The 22,512-nt window shown below is 53.9% G+C and carries 25 protein-coding genes; 15 read left to right on the forward strand and 10 right to left on the reverse strand.

What is annotated here, in order from left to right; translation table 11 throughout:
- The 10 genes from E3E29_RS00720 to E3E29_RS00765 form a co-directional block, all read right to left on the reverse strand.
- Complete coding sequence (locus E3E29_RS00720; RefSeq protein WP_167909068.1) at positions 1-1,446, reverse strand: UbiD family decarboxylase; 1,446 nt, start codon at positions 1,444-1,446, stop codon at positions 1-3.
- Between the two features lie 3 nt (positions 1,447-1,449).
- A complete protein-coding gene (locus E3E29_RS00725) occupies positions 1,450-2,214 on the reverse strand; it encodes an ABC transporter ATP-binding protein (protein ID WP_167909069.1) in 765 nt (254 codons plus the stop codon).
- Positions 2,201-2,818 (reverse strand): flavodoxin domain-containing protein, encoded by a 618-nt coding sequence (locus tag E3E29_RS00730; protein ID WP_167909070.1) that lies wholly within the window; start codon positions 2,816-2,818, stop codon positions 2,201-2,203. Before E3E29_RS00730 ends, E3E29_RS00725 begins: the two co-directional genes overlap by 14 nt.
- On the reverse strand, positions 2,815-3,756 hold the full coding sequence (locus E3E29_RS00735; protein ID WP_167909071.1) for an iron ABC transporter permease: 942 nt from the start codon (positions 3,754-3,756) through the stop codon (positions 2,815-2,817). Before E3E29_RS00735 ends, E3E29_RS00730 begins: the two co-directional genes overlap by 4 nt.
- Positions 3,753-4,628 (reverse strand): ABC transporter substrate-binding protein, encoded by an 876-nt coding sequence (locus tag E3E29_RS00740; RefSeq protein ID WP_167909072.1) that lies wholly within the window; start codon positions 4,626-4,628, stop codon positions 3,753-3,755. The genes E3E29_RS00735 and E3E29_RS00740 overlap by 4 nt, the downstream gene beginning before the upstream one ends.
- 24 nt (positions 4,629-4,652) lie before the next feature.
- Positions 4,653-5,720 (reverse strand): ABC transporter substrate-binding protein, encoded by a 1,068-nt coding sequence (locus E3E29_RS00745; protein WP_167909073.1) that lies wholly within the window; start codon positions 5,718-5,720, stop codon positions 4,653-4,655.
- 10 nt (positions 5,721-5,730) lie between these two features.
- Positions 5,731-6,936, reverse strand: coding sequence for a TIGR04053 family radical SAM/SPASM domain-containing protein (locus E3E29_RS00750; protein WP_167909074.1), 1,206 nt, complete (start codon positions 6,934-6,936; stop codon positions 5,731-5,733).
- A 105-nt stretch (positions 6,937-7,041) separates the two neighbouring features.
- Positions 7,042-8,037, reverse strand: a complete 996-nt coding sequence (gene cydB, locus E3E29_RS00755; RefSeq protein ID WP_167909075.1) for a cytochrome d ubiquinol oxidase subunit II — start codon at positions 8,035-8,037, stop codon at positions 7,042-7,044.
- The gene (locus E3E29_RS00760) at positions 8,037-9,560 is read right to left on the reverse strand and encodes a cytochrome ubiquinol oxidase subunit I (RefSeq protein WP_167909076.1); all 1,524 of its coding nucleotides are present in this window, start codon (positions 9,558-9,560) and stop codon (positions 8,037-8,039) included. Before E3E29_RS00760 ends, cydB begins: the two co-directional genes overlap by 1 nt.
- Positions 9,561-9,677: 117 nt before the next feature.
- On the reverse strand, positions 9,678-9,881 hold the full coding sequence (locus tag E3E29_RS00765; protein ID WP_167909077.1) for a hypothetical protein: 204 nt from the start codon (positions 9,879-9,881) through the stop codon (positions 9,678-9,680).
- Positions 9,882-10,029: 148 nt separating this feature from the next.
- Between E3E29_RS00765 and E3E29_RS00770 the strand changes: the two genes are divergently transcribed.
- The 15 genes from E3E29_RS00770 (at position 10,030) to E3E29_RS00840 (ending at position 22,494) form a co-directional block, all read left to right on the forward strand.
- On the forward strand, positions 10,030-11,178 hold the full coding sequence (locus E3E29_RS00770) for an NAD(P)/FAD-dependent oxidoreductase (protein ID WP_167909078.1): 1,149 nt from the start codon (positions 10,030-10,032) through the stop codon (positions 11,176-11,178).
- Positions 11,179-11,188: 10 nt separating this feature from the next.
- Positions 11,189-11,611 carry a DUF1641 domain-containing protein gene (locus E3E29_RS00775; RefSeq protein WP_167909079.1) on the forward strand — a complete coding sequence of 141 codons (423 nt, stop codon included), beginning with the start codon at positions 11,189-11,191 and terminating at the stop codon, positions 11,609-11,611.
- A gap of 26 nt (positions 11,612-11,637) precedes the next feature.
- Positions 11,638-12,525: a ferrochelatase gene (hemH, locus tag E3E29_RS00780; RefSeq protein WP_167909080.1), complete on the forward strand. Its 888-nt coding sequence runs from the start codon at positions 11,638-11,640 to the stop codon at positions 12,523-12,525.
- On the forward strand, positions 12,512-12,886 hold the full coding sequence (locus E3E29_RS00785; protein WP_240922715.1) for a hypothetical protein: 375 nt from the start codon (positions 12,512-12,514) through the stop codon (positions 12,884-12,886). The genes hemH and E3E29_RS00785 overlap by 14 nt, the downstream gene beginning before the upstream one ends.
- A 10-nt stretch (positions 12,887-12,896) precedes the next feature.
- Entirely contained in the window at positions 12,897-13,853 is a 957-nt protein-coding gene (locus tag E3E29_RS00790) for a DUF3887 domain-containing protein (protein ID WP_167909081.1), read from the forward strand.
- Positions 13,854-14,774, forward strand: coding sequence for a polyprenyl synthetase family protein (locus tag E3E29_RS00795; protein ID WP_167909082.1), 921 nt, complete (start codon positions 13,854-13,856; stop codon positions 14,772-14,774). It begins immediately after the preceding gene.
- Between the two features lie 120 nt (positions 14,775-14,894).
- Positions 14,895-16,361, forward strand: coding sequence for a hydrogenase 4 subunit D (locus E3E29_RS00800; protein ID WP_167909083.1), 1,467 nt, complete (start codon positions 14,895-14,897; stop codon positions 16,359-16,361).
- A complete protein-coding gene (locus E3E29_RS00805; RefSeq protein WP_167909084.1) occupies positions 16,358-18,265 on the forward strand; it encodes a complex I subunit 5 family protein in 1,908 nt (635 codons plus the stop codon). Before E3E29_RS00800 ends, E3E29_RS00805 begins: the two co-directional genes overlap by 4 nt.
- Complete coding sequence (locus tag E3E29_RS00810; protein ID WP_167909085.1) at positions 18,262-18,546, forward strand: monovalent cation/H+ antiporter complex subunit F; 285 nt, start codon at positions 18,262-18,264, stop codon at positions 18,544-18,546. Before E3E29_RS00805 ends, E3E29_RS00810 begins: the two co-directional genes overlap by 4 nt.
- Positions 18,543-18,992, forward strand: coding sequence for a monovalent cation/H(+) antiporter subunit G (gene mnhG, locus E3E29_RS00815; RefSeq protein WP_167909086.1), 450 nt, complete (start codon positions 18,543-18,545; stop codon positions 18,990-18,992). Before E3E29_RS00810 ends, mnhG begins: the two co-directional genes overlap by 4 nt.
- A 1-nt stretch (position 18,993) precedes the next feature.
- A complete protein-coding gene (locus tag E3E29_RS00820; protein WP_167909087.1) occupies positions 18,994-19,251 on the forward strand; it encodes a hydrogenase subunit MbhD domain-containing protein in 258 nt (85 codons plus the stop codon).
- Entirely contained in the window at positions 19,248-20,012 is a 765-nt protein-coding gene (locus tag E3E29_RS00825; RefSeq protein ID WP_167909088.1) for a Na(+)/H(+) antiporter subunit B, read from the forward strand. Before E3E29_RS00820 ends, E3E29_RS00825 begins: the two co-directional genes overlap by 4 nt.
- Positions 20,009-20,398, forward strand: coding sequence for a sodium:proton antiporter (locus tag E3E29_RS00830; protein WP_342764641.1), 390 nt, complete (start codon positions 20,009-20,011; stop codon positions 20,396-20,398). Before E3E29_RS00825 ends, E3E29_RS00830 begins: the two co-directional genes overlap by 4 nt.
- The gene (locus E3E29_RS00835; protein WP_167909089.1) at positions 20,395-20,892 is read left to right on the forward strand and encodes a Na+/H+ antiporter subunit E; all 498 of its coding nucleotides are present in this window, start codon (positions 20,395-20,397) and stop codon (positions 20,890-20,892) included. Before E3E29_RS00830 ends, E3E29_RS00835 begins: the two co-directional genes overlap by 4 nt.
- A gap of 9 nt (positions 20,893-20,901) precedes the next feature.
- Entirely contained in the window at positions 20,902-22,494 is a 1,593-nt protein-coding gene (locus tag E3E29_RS00840) for a proton-conducting transporter membrane subunit (RefSeq protein ID WP_167909090.1), read from the forward strand.
- The last annotated feature ends 18 nt before the right edge of the window (positions 22,495-22,512 follow it).

Raw genomic sequence — 22,512 nt, forward strand, 5'->3', positions numbered from 1 at the left:
TCACTCACCGAAGTACTTTTTGAAGAGCCCTTCAAGCCTCTTGAGAACTTCTGGGTCTTCCTCCATTTCCTCAACTACCCTTCCGCCCATCTCTTCCGGGAGTTTTCTGGTCGCGTCAATCCCGAGCTTGCTTCCGAGAGGTGGGTTTGGAACGGCCGGGTCGAGTACATCTGTGTGGGCGTTGGGAACAACCAGAACGTCCCTCTGCGGGTCAACGAAGGAAGCTATCGCCCAGATAACCCGGTTGATGTCATGTGGGTCGATATCCTCGCTGACCACAACGATAACCTTCGTGAGCGCGGCCTGTCCTGTCCCCCAGAGGGCATTCAATACCTTCTTTCCGTGTCCGGGGTAGCGCTTCTTTATCGAGACTATCGCTACCCCCTGGAAGACTCCATATTCAGGAAAGTTTACGTCAACGACCTCCGGGAGAACCATCCTCATCATGGGTAGGAAGATTCTCTCGGTGGCCTTTCCAATCACGGCATCCTCCAGCGGCGGCTTACCCACGACCGAGCCGTAGTATATCGGGTCGTCGCGGTAGTAAACCCTCTCTGCGTGGAAAACCGGGTAGAGCTCGTTCCTCTCGGCTGGCTTGTCGTAGAATCCGAAGTGGTCTCCGAACGGGCCTTCCTCGTGGAGTTCGCTCACATCAACGTAGCCCTCTATCACCGCTTCCGCGTTGGCCGGAACCAAAACTCCGTTAGGCAGGCGGTAGAGTTCGAGGCCCTTTCCACGGACGAAGCCGGCGAAGAGGAGCTTGTCGAGAGGATATGGAACCGGGGAGACTGCCGTTAGGAGAGTGCCTATGTCAGAGCCGATAGCTATCGCAACCGGCATCTTTCCTCCGTTTCTCTCAAGGTACTCCAGCCACGCCTGGCTTCCGCGCTTGTGAATCTGCCAGTGGATAATTCCTCTCTCGCCGTCGAGGAGCATGACCCTGTAAACGCTTATCGAGTTCACTCCCTTAGGATCGGAGAAGCAGACGAGAGGATAAGTTAGGTACCTGCCAGCGTCTTTGGGCCAGGTCTTGAATGCAGGGATGAAGTCAAGAGGACCATCCTCAATCACGTTCTTCGTGAACTCAGCCTTCCTCACGACCTTTGGGAGGTAAGCGCTCATCTCCTTCAGCCTTCCGAGGGAAGAGAGCTTATCCGAGAAGCCAAGCGGAAGGCCCTCGAAGAGCTTAAGGGGTCTCTCGCCTATCTCCTCAAGCCTCTCAACGTTGAGGGCTTTCTTCAGCGTTTCAACGCTCGTGAAGAGATTCCCAGCCACTCCCCACTCAGGATAACCCTTAACCTTCTCGAAGAGAACCGCTCCAGCTCTGGAGTACATAACCTTCCTCAGAAATGCTGGTATCTCAAGCTCCGGCGAAAGCTCTTCATCTACCCTTATCAGCTCTCCCCTCTTCTCAAGCCAGTCGAGGTATTCACGCATGTCCTTCATCGCTTAGACCTCCACCTTCGGCCTTAAAACCCTTTCACCGCCGCACTCAATCAGCTTGAGCTCCACCCCGTAGGCCTCGCTCAGGAGCTTCTCGTCTATGACCTTCTCGGGATTCCCTTCGGCGATTATCCTTCCATCTTTCATCAGCACAACCCTGTCCGCGAAAAGCCCGGCGAGGTTTGGATCGTGGAGGACCACGAGGGAGCCAACACCTCCTTTTGTGAGCTTCTTCACGGTCTGGAGAACTAAAAGGGCGTTTTTGAGGTCGAGTTCGCTCGTGGGCTCGTCGAGGATGAGGTACTTCGGAGACGTCATCAAAGCCCTTGCCGTCAGGAGAAGCCTTATCTGCCCGCCGCTCAGGGAGGTATATGGTTTATGAGCTTGGTTTTCAAGGTCGAAAAGCTTCAAAAGTTTCAGGGCCCATTTTTTATGTCTTTCGTTTGGAGCGCTGAAGGGTCCCAGCTCCGGGGTGGCGCCGAGGAGCACGAAGTCCAGAACTTTGAACGGAAACGTTGGAACGTGGCTTTGAGGCACGAAGCCGAGCAGTTTTGCCTTCTCTCCTAGGGGAAGCCGGTGGATGTCCCTCCCTTCAACCAACACCCTACCTTTGCTGGGCTTTATCATGCCGTAGATGAGCTTGAGCAGGGTGCTCTTTCCGGCACCGTTCGGCCCTATTATCGCAACTAACTCGCCCCCCTTGAGTGAGAGGCTGATGTTTTCAATCGCAAAATCGCCGTAGGAGAAGTAAAGGCCTTCAGCCTTTAGCATTCCTCTCAAGCTCCCTTATTTTCTCCATGAAGTCGAAGTCCTCAACCTTCTCCAGCTCGCCCCTCTTGAAGTGCTTACCAAACCAGTCGTAGTAGAGGAGCGTTCTCTTCACGAAGGCCCTGACGTCCTCCTCCCTGTAAAGGCTTTTCCTTTCGAGCCTCTCTCCAAGCGCCAGGTAAAACCTCTCCATCTTCCGCCTGTCCTCTTCGCTCAGCTTCTCCGGCTCGACATCTCCACCTATTAGTGTCCCGTAGAAGGGCGGAACCTCGAAGGCTTCTATTAGAGGCTGTGAGTATGCTATCCCACCGTGCAGTCTGCCCATGAAGACCGAACCAGCGAGGTGCATCGCAACGAGGAAGAACGCCTTTGGAACCTCTTCAAGCTCCTTCCTATGCTTCTCAACCCACTCCATAATGTTCCAGTGCGGGCCGTCGCGGTAGACCGGAGCGGCCATTATCACGATGTCGTAGCCCTCTGGAGCCGGGTCATCTTCAGCCCTCTTCACATCTACCTCGTGCCCCTCTTTCTCCAGCAGGGAAGAGGTGAGCTTTACGGCCTTTTCGGTTGAGCCATATCTTGTCGTGTAAACTATTAAAACCCTCACTCCCATCCACCCCCGGTCTTTCTGAGGAGATAAGCGAAGAACGGAACGCCGACAACGGTGGTTATTATCCCAACAGGGACGTCCCCCGGCAGGAGCCTCACTATAACGTCCGCCAAAACCATAACCGTTATTCCCAGTGAGACCGTGGCCGGAATCAGCTTTGAGTGCTCCGGGCCAACGAGCATTCTGGCAGTGTGCGGAACGATTAAACCGACCCACCCGATTATCCCGGTGAAGGAGATAACCAGAACCGTCAGCAGAGCCGATATGAAGATGAATATTCCCCTCCACAGCGGGACGTTCACTCCAAGGAGTTCTGCCTCATCCCCGAGGCTCATGACGTTCAATCTAAACCTGAGCAGGTAGAGGAGTACCGCGAGAACGACAACCCCCGGAAGGGAATAGTCAACGGTCTCCCACGTGGCGTTGGATAAACTGCCCATGAGCCAGACTACCAGGCCTGAAAGGCTCTCGCTCGGAAGGAGGAGCTCAAGAAGAGCAAGTAGAGCGGAAAAAAGCGAAGTGACTATTATGCCCGCCAGAACCAGCGAGACCGTTGAGACCCTGCCGTTCACCCTCGCGAGGGAATAGGCGGTGAAAACGGCGAGGAGGCCAAAAATCAGCGCAAGGGGAGCTATCCCAGCCATCGGGAGGAATGAGACCGCTACCGCCGCCCCAAGGGCCACCCCCGAGGAGACGCCGAGGATGTATGTATCAACGAGCGGGTTCCTAAAAACAGCCTGGAGAACCATCCCGCCCAGGCCAAGGGCCATTCCTGCGGATATCCCCATGAGTGTCCTTGGAAGTCTGATGTCCCAGATAATTATTTTTCCAAGCGAGTCAAGGTGGAAGGGATTCGTGGGATAGCTACCCACGAAGATTCCAAGGAAAACGGCAACCGCTGGAAAGACAAGCAGGAGGAAGGCTTCTTTCCTCATTTCTCTACCCCGCAGAGCCTGTAGAGTTCCTTGGCGATAGATCCCCATTCTGGATAGTGGTCAGGATAGATGACCCTTCCGAGCTGATATATCCCGGGTATTATCCTTGGACTCCAGCGCATAAAGCCCTTTCTGTCTATCGCCGAGCCCAGGATGTGAACTTCTCCAGCATCTACGGCCTTTACCTTCCTCCACTCGCTTGAGTCGAGCATTTCATCCCTGATTTCCCTCAGCTTCTCTTCATTCGTCAGGACGCTGGTGAGCAGGATGAAAACGTCAGCCTCGCTAAAGCGCTTTACGAACTCTTCGAATGGGACTGGAACCACCTTCCTGTGTGTCGGGAGCTTCGCCATATACTCTGCCCCCGTCTTCTCAACTGCATCGCTGAGGACGTTGGTCTGGGTCACGACGTTTATCCCGCGGTAGAGCATCACTACCTTTCTCCTCTCTTCAACTCCACTGGCGATTTCTCCGATCCTTTCAAGGTGTCTCCTGTAGAATTCGAGGAGCGCCGAAGGGTCTCCTCCGAGCAGGCTGGCAATCTTCTGGGTTATTTGAAAGAGGTCCTCCACCTTAACGATGTCGAAGAGCGCTAATTTTGCATTGTGTCTCTCGGCGAAGGCCTTGAGCTCATCAATGCTGTATAGTGTGTCTATCTCGAAGTCCATTATGACATCTGGCTTTAGCTCCTCAAGGACGTCCCAGTATGTCAGCTTCTCCCTTTGGAGGTACTTGCCAACTACGGGCCTGTCCCGGAAGTCTGGGAGGCAGTAGTCGAGCCCTATCTCCTCGTTGACGCCGACAACCCTGCCCCCGGCACCGACCAGCTTTGCTATCTCTACGAGCGACGCAGGAAAGATTACCGCCCTCAAGCTCTCACCCCAAAAAGAAAATGGTCAGGAAAGGAAGGGGTAGAACTTCTTTGTGAACTCCACTGCCTTCTCCTCCCAGTTCGGATAGTAGTTCGGGTAGATGGCCCTTCCTATCACCCAGATTCCCACTGCCATGCGCGGGCTCCACCGGAGGAATGAATTCCTGCCCATGTCAGCCCTCAGGATTATCACGTTGCCCTCGCTGACGGCCTTTATGCCCTTCCACGCCTCGTCATTCAGCATCTCGTTCTTAAGGGCCTCAACCTTGTCATAGGGTGTTACAGCGCTCGTGAGCAAAATGACCACATCGGCGTTCTTGAACTGGGTTATGATCTTCTCTTCATCGAGTGGAACTCTGACAGGCGTGTAGCCGTTGAAGGTGAAGTTGGCCATGTAATCAGCGCCGACCAGCCTCACTGCCTGGGCCAGAACGTCGTTGCCGTTTACCACGTAGTACTTGCCCATTATCGGCTGTATCATTACCACTTTCTTCCTCTCGCCGGCGGGTATCTTCTCGGCGATCTTCTTAACCTCGCTTACCTGCTCGTTGAAGTACTTCTCAAACTCACTCGCCTTTTCCTCCTTGCCGAAGACCTTTCCAAGCAGTTCAACAGCTTTGGGAATGTCGTTAAGCCTGTCCTCGCGGAGCATTATGACGGGGATTCCATAGCTGGCCGACTTGTTCAGGAACTCGTCAACGTTGTAGAACTTCTTGAGGTAAAGGTCCACCATGAGGTCCGGCTTTAAGGCCAGGACTTCCTCCCAGTCGGTAACTTGGAGCATTCTTCCAACAACAGTCTTGTTCTTAAGGCTCGGACTCAGGAAAGCGTCGGCCTTGGCGTCTCCTGTAATTCCAACCACTTGGTTGCTTGCGTTGAGTAGCTGGGCTATCTCAAGGGCTGACGTTGAGAGTATCACTGCCCTCTGAACCGGAACCTTGACCGTAACGGTCCTCCCTACGAGGTCCTGGACGGTTATCTCCTTTGGCGTTGCTGACGTGGTTTTCTCAGTGCTTCCCGAGTTGCTCACACATCCTGCCGCAAAGACCGAAAACAGCAAAACCCCGATTACCAAAAATGCCTTCCACTTCATTTCCACCACCTCAAATCGGCTTTTCTTCACCAAAGGTTCCTATTGGAAGGGTTATCCCAAGCTGAGAGGCGAGCTTGAGGTAAGTTCCGGGATGATACGGACAGGCGGGGTCTTCGGCGAGCGGGTCAACGTGGTATGCATAAGCCCTTGCCCTGCTCCCCCCGCAGACCTCTTTAAACTCGCAGAGGCCGCACCTTCCCTTGAACTCGGCCGAGCGGAGTTTTCTCATGAGCTCGGAGTTCTGGTAGATTTCGACGAGGCTCTTCTCCCTCACGTTTCCAGCTGGGTAGGGCAGGAAGCCGCTCGGGTAAACGTTGCCGTTGTAGGCTATGAAGACTATGCCCTTGCCGTCCCTCGTTCCCATCGTCTGTGCCTTGGCTTCCCCTCCTTCGCCAAGGAGCTCAACTAATCTCTTCTTGAGCCTGAAGTAGAGCTCCCCCGGCTTGAGAACATCGTCCGGGTTTATTCCCTTCTCCTCAAGGGCCTTCCTCATTATAGCAACCCTTCTGAACATCGGGCCCTCGGTTGTCCTCACGAGGAGGTGTTTAGATGCCTCGTAGAGGAAGTGGGTAACGTCCTCCCACTCCTTAGGTTTCAAGTCGCTCTCAAAGCTCCCCCTGCCTGTTGGAACGAGGTAGAAGACCTCCCAGATGTTCACGCCGAGCTCTTTGAGGAGTTTTACCATCTCCGGAAGGCCATCAACGGTCTCGCGCATAACTACCGTGTTCACCTGAATGCTCACATCTCTCTTCAGGAACTCCCTTATGGTCCAGACAGTCCTCTCCCAGGTCCCCTCGATGCCCCTTATGGCGTCGTGAACCTCAGGAAACGGGCTGTCTAGGCTTATACTGACGGCCTTAACACCGTGCTTGACTATCTCCTCTATCATCTCCTCGGTGAGAAGGGGTGTAACTGCTGGAGCGAGGCCTACTCTAATTCCCTTTTCCACCGCGTGGTCTATCAACTCGAAGATGTCCTTCCTCATGAGCGGGTCGCCGCCTGTCAGAATGAGTATTGGATAAGGTCTTCCAAAATCAGTGAGCGAGTCTATGAGTCTCTTTCCTTCCTCTGTTGTCAGCTCGCCAGGAAGGGCCTGGAGGATAGCTTCAGCTCGGCAGTGCTTGCACTTGAGCTGGCATGCCTTCGTCGTCTCCCAGAAGACGAGGACTGGCTTTCCATTGTAAGGCCAGGAGCCGTGAGATTTACCTCGGTGCATTTCGACCACCGTCTCTTAGGTTATCAGAATGAACTTAGCATTACCGAAATATAAACTTTTCCCTGGAAAGTTCGAAATTCAAAGGTATAGAAAAGGAAGGGAGGTTCAGTAGTAGCCTTCCGCTTCTGTGGCCTTCCCGCCGAACATCTTGTAAACGTAGAGGGTGTAGCTCATGATGATTATTGCCAGCACTACTGAAACTCCGAGGACTGCCTGGAGCGTCAGCGGGGATGCAGCAAGGGCGTGTATACTGAGCTTGAAGTTCGGGTCGGTGGTAGAGATGATCCAGTAGGGGTACATGCTGTAGTAGACGAGATAGACTACGAGAGGGAAGGCGAGCCAGCTGATGTAGAACGCCGCCTTCTCCGCGCCCTTCTTGATGAGATAGCCATCGAGCAGTGCCGCTATGAGGATTATCAGGGTCAGTGTCAATCCTCCTGGAGTCAGTGCCCTCTGGAAGCGGAGTGGAGCCCATATCTTCATGCCGACCACGGTCAGTAGGAGGAAGATCACCGTGAGGACCCAGAAGCTGAGTGCATACCTTCTCATCTGCTCTTGGAGCTTCCCGGTGGTTTTGTAGACCGCCCAGTTGGCCCCGTGCCACATCACCGCAAAGAGCACGAAGAGACCGACTATTAGCGGGAACGGCCTGAACAGTGTCAGAAGGGAGCCATGGAAGCCGCTGGCGTCAATGGGTATCCCCTCGATGAGGTTGCCGACGATTACGCCGAGGACTAAGGCTATCAGCGCGCTCACCGTGGCGAAGAGGTAGTCCCAGGTCTTCTTGTACTTCGTCCTGAACTCAAAGCTAACCGCCCTAAAGACGAACATGAACGCCAGGAACCAGACCGCGAGGTAGAAGGTGCTGAAGAGGACTGCGTAGAGGGCCGGCCACATTGCGAACAGCCCAGCTCCCCAGCTGATGAACCACACCTCATTGCCGTCCCATACCGGGGCCATCGTGTTCACAAGTAAGTCCCTGTCTTTCTGGTTCTTAACGAATGGAAGCAGGCTTCCAAGCCCGAGGTCGAAGCCGTCGAACGCTAAGTACATTCCAAGCAGGAAGGCTGAAAAGTAAAACCAGGCAGTCGCGTAGTCCATCACTGACCACCTCCCGCGGCGCTAACGGCTGGGGCAGGTTTGGCGGTAGGGTCGCCCTCAACCGGTTCGGGCCCCTCCTTGATGAGCTTCTTGACGAAGTAGAGCCAGATGTAGAACAGTATCGTGTAGACCACTACAAATCCTATGAGGGTTGTTAAGACACTCGCCGTGGAGATATTCTGTGAAACACCATTTTTGACTGTGACCATTCCCCAGACCATCCAGGGCTGCCTTCCGACCTCGTGAGTGAACCACCCTGCCTCGCTTGCAAGCCAGGGAAGGGGTACCGTAACCACGAGCACCTTGAGGAACCATCTGGCGTCGTAGAGTTTGCCGAGGAGAAGTAGAAGCACTCCAAGGCCGCCTATCAGGATGAAGAGCGTTCCGAGGCCGACCATAACACGGTAGGCGTAGAACATGAAGGCAACGGGTACGCTCTTCTCAAGAACCTGAACCATCTTCTGGTTGGCGTTCGGGTCGTTCGGGTTGATGCCGTAGGCTTTCATTATGCTGTCAACGACCTCCTTCTTTACCTTCTCGTTGGCGTAGTTCGGGTTGTTCAAGACCTGCTGATACCAGACGTATTCCGCTGCGTCGTGCAGTCCGAGAACCTTTGCGTTCCAGTTACCAAAGGCGAGCCAGCTTAACATCTTTGGAATCTCTATTGCGTACTTTATCTCTTGGTTCTTTTCGTCGACGATTCCGAAGACCACCATGGGTGCACCGACGGTCGTGTGGTAGAGACCCTCGTCCGCGGCCAACTTCGTCGGCTGGTACTGGGCTACAACCCTACCCTCCTCGTGGCCCGTTGGGTAGAGCTGTATTACCGAGCTTATGGCTAGGACGACTATTCCGATAGCAACTGCACTCCTTGCAACCTGAACGTGCCTCTTCTTGAGGAGATAATAAGCACCGACCGCTACAACTATGTACGCACCGGTGATTATGCCTGCGTTGATGGTGTGGGTGTACTCGCTAACGAGGATCGGGTTAAAGACGGCCTTCATGAAGTTGGTGAGCTCAGCCCTCGGTCCAAGGGGAGTGTTCCTAACGATGTACGCGCTTGGGGTCTGCTGCCAGCTGTTGGCTATGAGGATCCACAGGCCTGAGAGCGCCGAGCCAAGGGAAACAAAGAAGGCCGAAATCCAGCTGATGACTCTTGGAAGCCTGTCCATGCCGAAGAGGAGAACGCCGAGGAACGTTGACTCCAGCGCGAAGGCGAAGAGCCCCTCGAGCATCAGCGGCGGCCCGAAGATTGAGCCGACGAAGGTTGAGTAGTTGGCCCAGTTCGCTCCAAACTCGAACTCCATGACGATTCCAGTTGGGACACCGAGCACGAAGAACACTCCGAGCCACTTGCTGAAGAACTTTGCAGCCTTATGCCACTGCTCCTCGTTGGTTATCGCTGCCATTGTCCAGAGTAGAAACACCATGAATCCCATCCCTATACTCGCCGGTACGAACAGCCAGTGGTAGCCGGCGGTAAGGGCGAACTGAATTCTGGACAGCAGTACGGGGTCCATTCCACGTCACCTCCAGGTTTATCCCTCAAACGGGTATCAACGATGTCCAAACTTATAATGTTTTCGGGCATCTGAAAAAGGTTCTTCGTCAAAATAAAGAAAGTTTTGGGAGTTCAATTAATTCTTTGCTTTTGGCTTCGTGAAGAACCCATCGCCGTGAACCTCTGCTTCATACTGGACAAAGCCCACGGTGAAGATCATTCCCACTATTATCCATACAACGTTGTGCACCAGGAATGCAAGCAACACGAACAGCAGTGTCAATGTTATCGCCGTTAGCCCCCAGATCACTTCCTTCCCGGTTTCAGCCTTCACAGCCATGGTGCATCACCGCTCCTTAACTTTGGGTTCATTCCTTATATCATTTTCGTCCGTTAGGGTTTCTGAACTTCAACGGTGCTAGAATCAAAAGGGTTAAATACCCAAACTTCCCAAATTTTTTAGACACACCTAACGAGGAGGTGCAGTTATGGCGAAGGTTTTGATACTCGGCGGGGGAACCGCCGGACTGGTCGCCGGAAGATACATAACGGAGGAAGCTAAGAGGCTTGGCATTGATGTTGACGTGACGATGGTTACCGCGAGCGAGAGGCACTACATGCCGCCGCTCTTCATGGAGGTGGCCTTAGGTTCAGCCGCTCCGCAGGAAACGTGGGCGCCGATAAAAAACGCCGAGAAAGTCTACGGTTTCAAAGTTGACATCGACAGGGTTATTGATATAGACTTGGCGAATAGGGGGGTGAAGACCGAGAGCGGGAAGGTCTACGACTACGACTACCTGTTCCTCGGCCTTGGTGTGGAGTACGTCTGGGACAAGTACAAGGGCATGAACGAGTACGGATACCACAACTACACCCTCGAGGGAGCCCTTGAGCTCCATGAGAAGCTCTCCCGGTTCAATGGGGGAAAGGTGGTCATCTACACCCCGGAAGGGCCGCACCGCTGTGGAATTTACCCCTACGAGATGAGCCTCAACCTCAGGATGTACTTCGAGCACAGGGGCATAGAAAACGTTGAGATAACCGTCGTCCACCCGGACAAGGAGCCTGCCATCGGACTTGGGCCAGATTTGATAAGGTTCTTCACGAGGGAGATGGATAAGGCTAACGTGAAGTTCATCCACAACGATGGCCATGTCGAGATAACGCCCGATAAAGTTGTTACCAAGAACGCCGAGCTTGAGTACGACCTGCTCATAAAGATACCACCGATAAAGATACCGAAGCTAATGGAGTTCATGGCCAGCGATAAGGACCCGAGGTGGGCAAGGATTAATGGGCCTGACTTCCGCTATCCCGGCTATGATGAAGTTTACATCGTCAGCGAGGCCAGCATGCCGCCGCTTGGGCTCTTGACTGCAGGAGTTCCGCTACACAACGCGGCTGTCGTTGCCTCCACGAGTATACTCCATCAGATACACGGAGGTTATCCTGTTGCTGAATACGCTCCAACTCTATGTCTCGGTCACGGATACAACACCGGTTTCTCCGGCAACTGTGAGTACGAGTGGAAGGGAGACAAATACAAGCGCCAGTGCTACCTGCTCTTCAAGAGTCCGCTCGTGAGACTGATGAAGGATTCCTTCTATAGAGGCTGGCTCGACAGCATGAGGGTGTGAGGTGGTGAAGATGAGCGAAATCAATTTCACTCCTGAAGAGATAGCGGCCGTTAAAGAGCTCGTTGGAGTCGCTGTTGCGCTCAAACAGAGCGGAACCCTTGGCCTGCTCAAGGCGATGGCCGAGAACGGAGACCACCTTCTTGAGACAATATCCGAGGAGACGGAACTCCTGAGGGTTGTGGCCGTTGGGAACGCAGCCCTTGAGCCCGTCAGGGAGCTTGAAACAGATGAGGTCATCGAGGTAGAGTGGAACACCGAGGAGCTCGTCAGGGCGCTCCTCAAGGCTTTAGCGAAGACCGACCCAAAGGAGGCTCCTAAAGTCGGCATGACCGCCGTGTTTGGCTACCTCCGGGACGAGGACGTCCAGAAGGGCCTTGGTTTCCTGCTAACCCTCGCAAAGAACCTTGGCGCTGCCATGAACGGCAAGCTCTGACCCTTTCCTTCTTTGGGGGTGAAACCGTGAGGGTTCTCTTCACATACATGGGAGCGCCAACAACTCCCGATGAAATCGAGGACTTCATCTTCCGCTTTCTCTACGATATAAGGCACCACATAGGCCTCGACGTTCCCGGGGCGAGGGTGATAATCAGGGGAATAGCGAAGGCCAGGGCAAAAACCGTTAAGTCCCACTACGCCGTGATGAGTGGGAAGAGCCCCCTCGTTGACTACATGCGCGAGATAGCCGAAAGGGTGAGCGAGAGAACCGGTCATGAGATAGAGCTCGGCATGTGCTACTCAAGGCCCCTCCTTGAGGAGCTTCAAGGACCTTTCGATTTGGTCTTCCCGATGTACCATGTTTACTCGAGCTCAACAACCGAGCGCTGTCTCGTCAAAATCCAAGAGCTTTTTGGAGAAGTCCCCTACGTTAGGGAGTGGCACGAGGATGAGAAGTTCATCAGGTGGGTCAGAGAGAATATACGGGCCGGTCTCAGGGAGAGCGGCTTTCAGGATCCTTACGTCATTCTTAGTGTTCACAGTCTTCCAAAGAGGGTCATAGACGAGGGCGACCCCTACCTCAAGAGCCATCAGAAGCTCGCGAAAACCATTATGGATGCCTTTGACCTTCCCTGGGAAATAGCCTTCCAGAGCAAGTTCGGTAAGGGTGAGTGGCTTGGCCCGGAGGTTCCTGAAGTCCTGAGGAGGCTGAAGGAAGAGAGAGTTGAAGAGGTTCTCGTCTACCCGCTCAGCTTCATAGTTGAGAACGTTGAGACTCTCTACGAGCTCGACGTTGAGTATAAAGAGGTTGCCGACGAGCTCGGTTTGAAGTATTACCGTGCCAAGCTGAACCACCGTGATCCTCTGCTAATCGAGGCAATCTCGGAGGTGATTGAGAATGCATCCGGTTAAAAACCAGAATCCTAAGGTGGAGGATATGAGGAGCCTCACAAACGCTTTCATAGCCTACATTATGGGCTTCGTTGGGGGAGTTCCCCTCATCCTGATGAAGGACACCGACGAGTTCACCAAGAAGCACGCGGCCTACTCCAGTGTCATGGGCTTCTTTGCCTGGCTGGCCTTTATGGCTGTATGGCACATGCCCGTGAACAGGAGTTATCCCCACTTCGGCCCGGCGATGTACATCGTCTACGCCTGGCTCATCTACGCGGCCTTTGGAATGTACACCTACCTCCACGGCAGACTCTACAGGATACCGGGAATAGACAGCCTCGCCGAAAAACTCATTAAGGGTCTCTCCAACGCCGTCTGAGGGATAGAGCATGAGGAAAGCTCTTGCAATCTTTCTTTTCATACTCGTAGTTTTATCGCCCGTTCTTGCAGGGCCTCCATCCCAGGGAGACGAGTTCATGGGGAAGTTTATTGAGGCTATCAACACAGGGAATTACTCCCTGATAAAACCATATATGAGCGACGAGCTGAAGGCCCAGTTCACTGAGGATTATTTCCAGAACCTCCGGGAACTCACACTGAGGAACTATGGAAAGCTAAAAGGATTCACCTACGAGGGCAACGAGACTCAGGACGACCTTCTTCGGCTGAAGTATACGGTCGAGACCGAAAAGGGTTCTTTCCCTGTTCTCCTCGTGTACCACAAGGGTAAGCTCGTCGGCCTTGCCCTTGGAGTCGTGCCGGAGCCCAATCCTCTAGGTATGGTTGCGGCAATGGGCGGAGCGCTAATCGCTTTGGTTGGGGTTTACCTATTGAGGAAAAAGTTGAGCTTTCCGGAGCTTGCGCTTGGTTCCGGGCTGGCGTTAGTCCTCTCCATAATCCTGCCGTTTTACTCCCTGACCGGGACGCTCCTCCTACCGAGGGTGGTGGCAACCCCGGTGGTTTCTCTCCTAAGTGCGCTGACCATCGAGGTCGGGAAGTACTATCTGGCGAAGAACAGGGACGGTCTATCTTTAGGCCTCGGCCTTGGCATCGGCCAGTTCGTTCTCCTGGCCATTGGGACGTTCGTTGCCACAAACTTCATCATGAAGCTCCCGGTTTCGTTCACAGGCAACGTTTTGCCGCTATTCCTTGAGGCAGTTATCTTCACGGTCTTCTACGCCCTGAGCACCGAGGTCTACTCAAAGAGGAGGGACTTGATGCCCTTTGCAGTTTTTACGGCATTTGAGTTCCTCTCCCTTTACTCCCTCGGTCTCGGGAGTGTATACGGTTCACTGACAATAGCTCTAGCGGGAGTGGCAGTAGCGTGGAAGCTCGGAGGTGAGTGAATGGAGTCACTCGATGCAAAGATGCTCGAACTCCTCGAAGGAAGTGTTGAACTGGCCCAGAAGGTCAGCGAATACGTAATAAAGAGTGGTGGAAAGAGGATAAGGCCGAGAATAGCCCTGGCCGTCTCAAAGGGTCTCGGCCTCGATGAGAAGGACACCCTCGACCTGGCCGCTTCGATAGAGCTCATCCACACGGCAAGTCTCATCCACGACGACATAGTAGACCTGGCCGAGAAGAGGAGGAACAACCCAACCGTTGTGATGCGCTGGGGGCCGGAGCTTGCCGTTCTGAGCGGCGACTTCCTCTTCATAAGGGCCCTCCGCGTTATAGCTTCCAAAAGGCTTGAGATGGTTGATTACGTTGCCAAAGTCGTTGAGGACATGGTGAAGGCGGAGATACTGCAAGAGGCAGTTAGGGGAACCGTCCACCTCGATGTTGAGACTTACTACAAAATCATCGACGGAAAGACGGGAAGGCTCTTCGGCGCTTCCTTTGCTCTCCCGGCATACTATCTTGAAAAACTCTTCTGGAGGGAGCTTGACAGGGCTGGGACGCTCGTGGGGAGGGCCTTCCAGATAGTTGACGACGTTTTGGACTACTTTCCAGGAACGGGGAAGGATCGCTTCAAGGACCTTTTGAACGGAAAAACGACGCTCCCGCTCATCCTCTACACGGAGAGGTACGGCTCGTCCCTCGTTGAGAAGGCGCTCAGAGAGCCTACTGAGGATAACCTCCTTGAGCTGTTTGAGAGGATGAAGAATGCAGGGGTCTTCAGGGAAGCCGTCGGGATCGCCAGGGATTTTGTAGATGAATCCCTGAGAAAAGTCTCGTCCCTTCCTTTTGAGTCTGAGGAGGTTGTCAAGCTTGTCTCGGGCTACTTTGAGAGGGTTTTTGCAAAGTTTGAAAACCTCTCGTCTTAGGCTATCATCTTTCACACTTTGTATACAATCGTCCAAAAAGGTTTCGCGTATAGACGAAAAAGCTTAAAAAGGTCCGTTAGACAAACCTAATGGATTTTTGGCTCATGCGGGGGGAAGGCAATGATAGGTCTTCTGGCGTCAATGGCTTACTTCATTCCGCTCATAGGTGGATTAATACTCTTCAGGTTAGACGAGAGAAAAGCCGATGCAGTGATGCTCGCATCCTTCATCTCGGCTTTAATTGCTCAGCTCAGCGTTGCCTACCTCTTTCTTACGGGGCATCTTGAGATGGTTCACATTCCCTACCTCACCACCGAGAGGCTCGGAGAGGCCTACGGGATAATAATCGACCCGATGAGCGTCCTAATCGGTACGGTTGTAGCCGTTGCGGGCTTCATATTCATGTTCTACGGCGTTGAATACATGAGCGAGAGGAACGTTGGCCATCCTGGTGGAAAGGGCAGGGGGCTTTTCTACGCTTGGATGACCCTCTTTGAGGGTGCGACACTTGGCTTCGTCTATTCTTCTACCTTCCTCGGCCTACTCATCTTCTTCGAGCTCATGGGGCTGGCGTGCTGGGGTGTTGTCAGCTACTACAACACGCCTGAGGCTAGGAGGGCCGGCTTCAAGGCCTTCATAATTCCGAACGTTGGGGCGATGATAGGGTTCTACACGGCCATAGGAATAGGCATAACCCAGCTCCACGACCTGAGCCTGTTCTCGCTCTCCCGCGTTGCCCCATCAATAAAGCCCTGGCTGTTCATTGCGCTCCTCTTCGCTGGGTACACCAAGAGCGCCCAGTTCCCGACCTACTCCTGGATTCCGGACGCTATGGAGGCCCCAACTCCAGCAAGCGCATTCCTCCACGGCGCGGCGATGGTAGAGATGGGCGTTTACCTCGTTGCGAGAGTCCTCCAGTTCATCGGCCCGCTCCCAATCTGGGTGTTCTACTTCATGGCCATCATGGTCTCCCTCACGCTGCTCATCCCTATACTCAACTATCCCGTCCAGAAGGACGCGAAGAGGCTTTTGGCATATTCAACGGTTGCAGAAGCTGGAATAATGTTTTCCGGCTTAACCTTCGCTGCCCTCGGCCTTGACATTGGGCTTAAGGCAGCGATGTTCCAGCTTACTACGCACGCGTTCATAAAGGGACTCGGTTTCCTCACCGCCGGAACCTTCACTTACTCACTCGGAACGCTCGATTTAAGAAAGATAAGCGGGTTGAAGGACCTCCTCCCCGTGAACGGCTTCTCATGGGCGGTGGCTCTGCTCGGCTTGGCGGGCCTTCCGCCGATGGGGATAGCCTTTAGCAAGGCCGAGCTTTTAACTGACTTGGTTGCGCTCAAAACTACCTCTCTGGCCTGGTTTCCGGTAATTATGGTTCTCACGGACTCGGCGGTGTTCCTCTGGGTTGGAATGGGGTGGATAGGAAGGAACGTCTTTGGGAAACCGAGCGTGGAAAAGGCTCCAACCCACTGGATAATCAACGCCTCACTGATAACGCTCATAATCCTGACGCTGGTCTCGGCGATCCTTGCCTACCCGCTTGTCGAGGAAATAACCTTCTATGGGGTGGGAGCATGATAGCGCTCACCAATGCCTCAGTCCTCTCACTGGCCCTAGCCTTCTTTGCCCTTGGTTCGGTTGCGCCCCTCTTCAAGTGGGACTTCAGAGTGAGCCTGCCTCCGGCCATAGTGGGGTCTCTCTTGACCCTCCTCGCCGGCGCCTACGGAATCTCCCGTGAAATCAAGGGGGAGATACTCTTCGGCCTCCTTAAAACGGGGGTCAAAGTAGAACCGCTGAACGGCTTTTTTATGGCCTTTCTTGGCCTTATCGGCCTTTTTGTCTCTCTTTATCTCCTCCACTACGATATGAAGCCGAGACACCTCACTTTTGCTATAGCCTACAATGGGACACTCGCCTCTGCCCTGCTCTTCCTCGCGACGGACAACCTTGAGAAGCTCGCCTTCTCCTACGAGCTGATGGCCGTTTTCACGCTCGCTCTATTCCTATCCACCGTTCCGAAGAGGGGCCGCGTAACGGCGAGAAACTACATCATCCTGACCCAAGTCTTCGGCATAATCCCCCTTCTGATGGCGACCAGCCTTGCTTACTCCGCGGTGGGTAGCCTCCATGGGCTTACCTTCGAAGCCCTAAGAGAAGGCCTTGACAGGCTTCCCGTTGGAGTCTGGCTCCTATACGCCCTTTACCTCCCCCCAGTCCTTGTGAGGTCAGGTGTATTCCCATTTCATACATGGATTCCACGGGTCTACCAGAGGCTTCCCTCCCCGCTCGTTCCAGTCTTCATTGCCCTTGAGGGAACTGGCGTTTATCTCTCGTTGAGGGTGTTCTTCGAAACACTCCCCAACTCCCCGGTGGTAGGCTATGTCATAGCGTTCCTGGGGACAATTTCAGTATTTGCCACCCTCTACTCCTTCAAGGAAATCCGTCTAAAGACCAAGTTCGCCTACCACAGCGTTATGGACGTTGGGGTGTCATATTTCGCCCTTGGCTCGGCCATCGTTCTGGGTGGAGAACTCGGCACGGTAGCCCTGGTTGGTACCATCCTGCACACCCTCTATCAGACCCTCTACAAGAGCGCCATCTTCTTCGGTCTGGGCGCGATAGAGCACTACGGCGAGGAGCCTAACATCTGCTCCCTCAGGAAGCTCCTCAAGGGTCACGTTATAACCCTCCTGATTTCTCTCTCCGCTTTTTCAATGGCCGGAGTCCCGCCTCTGGCGGCCTTCATAAGCAAGTGGCTGATCTACGAGGCATCGTTTGGAACGACCAACGCCCACCTCTGGATAATGGGTATTACAGTGGCTTTCCTCGGCCTCTTCCCGTTGGCATCGATCCTTCAGGTCAGGCGCATCAACAGGCTCCTCTGCAAGAGGGAGGTTGAGAGGGAGGAGGTACCGCTTTACATACGTTCCGTGACCGGTGTCGTTGCCCTTCTTGGATTTCTGGTGGCGGTATTCCCCCTGCTCGTCTTCCCGTGGCTCCAGCATATAGTCAAAGAGCTTACTGGCTTTGAAATTGAAAGCCTGTCAAAAACCTTCTTTGTCAGTCCGAGTGTGACCATTGCCGTTGCCCTGCTGTTAATTTCCACATACGCAGGCTGGAGAATGGGCAGGATGCCCACGGACAGGGCCAGCGAACTCCTTCTCATCTTCTACAACGTGGGTGACATCCTTCGCTTCACGGCGAATTTCTTCCTGAATAGGGGTAAGAGGGCCTACCTCAACTACGTTCTGCCCTTCATAAAGGTTGTTCCAAAGCACGAGCTTCCGCTCATCAAGGACTACGGCGATGCCCTCGATTATCCGGTTAGGCACCTCGATGAAGCTATGTTCATCCCCTTGATAAGGCTCTTTGAGAAACTCGCCGGGTGGAGCGGCGAGAGAAACCTTGATATGAACGCTCTGATAAGTGGGTTTGCGATAGCTTTGGCCCTGTTGATAGTCCTCCTGGGGGTGGTATCGTGAACATTGTTGGTGTTTTCCAGGAAGTGCTCTACTTCGCGGCGGTCATCTACACGCTAGCCTTCGTCCTCTACGGGATAAGGGCGATAAAGGGACCGACTACGGCTGACATTATTCTCGCCGTGGACTGCCTCTCTTTTGACATGGCCGCTTTCATGGTCGTTCTTGGAATATACTTCAAGTCCATCATGCTCGCGAGCGGCGCGATAATCCTTGCCCTCTGGGCCTTCATGCTGGATATCTACTACACCAAGTACGTCCTTTACGGGGAGGTAGAGGTATGATAGACCAAATCATCTTCGTCATCGGCTCAATCGCGATACTCATCGGGGCGATCTACGACCTCATAGCCGCTATAGGAATGCTCCGCTTCGTAGACTTCTACATGAGAACCCACGCGGCCACCGTTGGGACGATAGGTGGAGCGGCTCTGCCAGTCTTTGGAGCTGGATTGGTTGCCCTTGTCTATCACCCCCTCGGCGGGCAGAGGTTTTTCATGGCGGGAATAGCCTTCACCGTTGGTGTCCTTATCCTGATCATAGCACCAACTGGGTCGCACTCACTCGTCTCGGCTGTTTACTTCGGAAAGATAGGTAAGAAGCCGAAGCTCGTGGTTGATCACCTTGAGGAGGACCTTCCGAAGAGGAGCGACGTTGCAGAGCTGGTGAGGGAGCACGAGGAGGTTCCCGGCGAGGAGGAAGAGTCAAAGTTCACCTTCAGGAGGGTGTGAAATGCAGGAGTTCCATCTCATAATCCTGGCGATCGTCGTTTCCTTCGGCTTCGTCTTCAGCTATCTGGCCATGAAGGAGCACGATCTGCTTAAAGCCTTAGCTCTGAGCTCCGTGCAGTCAACCTTCTTCGCCCTCGGCTTCTACATCCTGGCCGCTCCCGACATAGTCCTTGCCTACCTTGCAATAGCTGTTGGAGCCTACACGGCCCTTGTCATACTCGCGATAAGCAAGACCGAGAGATACGAGGTGGGAGAATGAAGCGAGACGTTTACGTTGCGGTTTCCTTCCTGCTGGCGTTCCTTGTAATCTCGTACGCGGTAACGGTAAAGGACGTCCTCGGGATAGCCCAGAACCCGCTCCGCCCCCTCGGCGAGTTCTACCTGAGTCACGCCTTCGCCCGCGAGGGCCTGACGAGCCACAGCCCAGAGGTGGTAACCGCTATAGTATGGAACTACCGTGGGTTCGATACCCTCTTTGAGACCTTCGTTTTTTTCTTGGCTATCATGGGTGCTTTGAGCGTGCTTAGGCTTACCAAGGAGCAGGAGAAGGGGGTGCATGACCTCGAGGCGAGGGAACCCCACAGGCAGATGGATTTGATAGTCAGGGCAACGGTAAAGCTCGTCGTTATAATGATCGTCTCAATTTCGGCTTCGATAGCCCTACACGGCCATCTGACACCCGGCGGAGGCTTTCAGGGAGGCTCGGCCATGGCAGTGGCTTCACTTCTCCTCTTTGCGGCCTTCAGCAAGTTCACCCTGGAGAGGAAGGGTCTAACGTTGAAGCACACCGTCTCAGCCTACGCCCTCGGCCTGGCGCTCATCCTGGCGACCGTCCTCGCCCCGGTTTTCCTCTACGGCGGAAAAGTCCTCCAGATAAACCTCCTCCCTGGAGAGACCGGCCTCTTCAACCTCGACGTTGGCGAGTACACCGCGGTTACCTTTGGTTTTCTGACGGTGTTCTTAGTCCTTGGGGTCTCCGAGTGGATATTCAAGAGCGTCCTCAGGAGGGAGGTCCAGTGATAGCAAGCTTCTTTATCTTATACATCACAATAACGCTCTTCGCAATGACTTTCCTGGGAATATACGGTGTTGCAACCCGTTCCAACCTCATCAAGAAGATAATCATGCTCAATGTGATGGGCGATGCGATAAACATGCTCTTCATCCTCATCGGCTACCGCCTCGTTTACCCCGTCTTCCCGCCGATATACGAGAAGCACCTGACGGTCGAGGAGTTCCTGAGCAGGGCCGTTGATCCAGTTCCTCAAGCCTTAGTGCTAACTGCCGTCGTCATTGGAATGGCCATGAACATACTCCTGACGACGTATGCAATCCAGTTCTACCGCCTCCACGGAACCGTCGACGCCCGCGACATGGCCGAAATAATGAGGGAGGAGAGAGAATGAAGGTTAGGTTCTCTCCAGGGACGTTCCTGATAGCGCTCGCCGTTTACCTGTTCTACACAGGCTCGGTCAGTGAGTACGACCTGATAACCGGAAGTATCGTCGCACTCATAATCTCCCTCATAGTCGGCCACTGGCTCATAGAGAACGACCTTAAGTTCTTCTCGCCGAAAAGGTGGTTCTATGCGATCATCTACGGCCTTAGGTACTTCCTGATAGAAGAGACGAAAACACACATCGACGTTGCCAAGAGGGTCTTCACCCTGAAGACCAACCCGGGAATCGTTAGAATCCCCCTCGAAGTCGAGAACGACTACGGAAAGGTTCTCGTGGCCAACTCGATAACCAACACCCCCGGAACTGTTGTCGTTGACATCAGCGACGACGGAAAGTGGCTTTACGTCCACTGGATTGACGTGAGCACGCTCGATGAGAAGGAGATCAAGGAGAACGTTGTCGTTTACTTTGAGGACTACGCGAAGAAAATATTCGACTGAGGTGAGAGTATGGAGGTTGGAATAGTCCCTGTAATACCGCTCAGCTTTGCGTTCTTCCTCCCCTTTATAGACTTCGCAACTGGAAAGAACAGAAAAGTCGTGATAGCCTACGTCCTAACCTCCCAAACGGTGGCTCTCCTCGCTGGAATCGAGCTCTTCAGGATGGCCTACTCATCAAATGGGCCCCTAGTTTACGCTTTCGGGAACTGGATAGCGCCGATAGGCATCGTCTTTGAGGTTGACAGGCTCTCCGCGACGCTGGTTTTGACCGCGACCTTCGGCTTTCTGATGGCTGGAATATACTCAGTTAGATTCATTAGAGAGCACGGTCTGGAGTTCTTCTACACCTTCCTCCTCGGCCTTGAGGCCGGAACTCTGGGGGCTTTCATGACGGGCGATGCCTTCAACCTCTTCGTCATGCTTGAGGTTCTCGGCGCTTCTGCCTACGCTATAGTCGGCTTCTACAGGAACAGGAGCGAGAGCATCGAGGGTGCCTTCAAGTACGGGATAAGCGGTGCCGTGGCGACGAGCCTGTACTTTCTGGCGCTCGGCTTCCTCTACGCCTCCTTCGGGACGGTTAACATGGCCGATTTAAGCGCCAAGTTCCATGGCATAAGCTTCCCTGTCACGGTGAAGGTATTCGGAGATCCAACTTTAGCCCTCGGAATCTTTTTTGCCCTGACCATAGCGATGGTCCTCGTCAAGAGCGCCATCTTCCCGGGCCACTACTGGCTTCCAGATGCCTACCAAGGTGCCCCAATACCCGTCGGCGCTGTCCTCAGCGGCTTCGTTGAGGTCGTTGGGATATACGCCCTCATGAGGTTCCTCTATACCATATTCCAGGGTGTCTCCTTCTCCTACTGGCTTTCGCTGGTCTTTTTCACGCTCGGAACCGCGACGGCCTTCCTCGGCTCGCTGATGATGCTGGTTCAGAAAGATGTCAAGAGGATCATAGCATACTCGACGATACTCCACATGGGCTACCTCTTCATGACCCTCGGCGTTGGGACGGAGCTGGCGGTTTTGGCCATAAACTTCCACATAGTGAACCACGCCATAGCCAAGATGCTCCTCTTCTTCACGGTTGGGGCCTTCATCTACACGACCGGGAAGACTAAGATAGACGAGTTAGCCGGCGTCGGAAAGAGCATGCCTGTAACGACCTTCCTCTTTGGTCTGGCAACCCTAAACCTCGTTGGAGTCCCGCCGCTCAGCGTCTTCTTCAGCAAGATGCTTATCTTTGACGCCCTGATGCAGAAGAGCGTCTGGCTTGCTTCAGTTGTCATAATCACGAGCGCTATAGCGGCCTGGGCCTACTTTAAGCTCTTCATAAACCTCTGGCGCGGAAAGCCTAGCGAGGGGCACGGACACGGGGATCACGAAGAGCGCGAGGAACACGCTAATGACGTTCACGAAATAAAAGAGGACTGGACGCTCACATCCGTGAACATCGTCTTAGCTCTCCTTGTAATACTCCTCGGCATCCTCGCTCCGGTGCTGATAGACAGTTATTTCCACCAGGCGGCGGTTCAGGTGATGGACTATCATGCCTACATAGGGGCCGTGAAGAAGCTGGCAGAGGCAGTTCTGGCAGGTGCGTGAGCTTTTCTCTTGTTTTTT

The sequence above is a fragment of the Thermococcus sp. Bubb.Bath genome, from assembly GCF_012027595.1.
Lineage (GTDB): Archaea > Methanobacteriota_B > Thermococci > Thermococcales > Thermococcaceae > Thermococcus.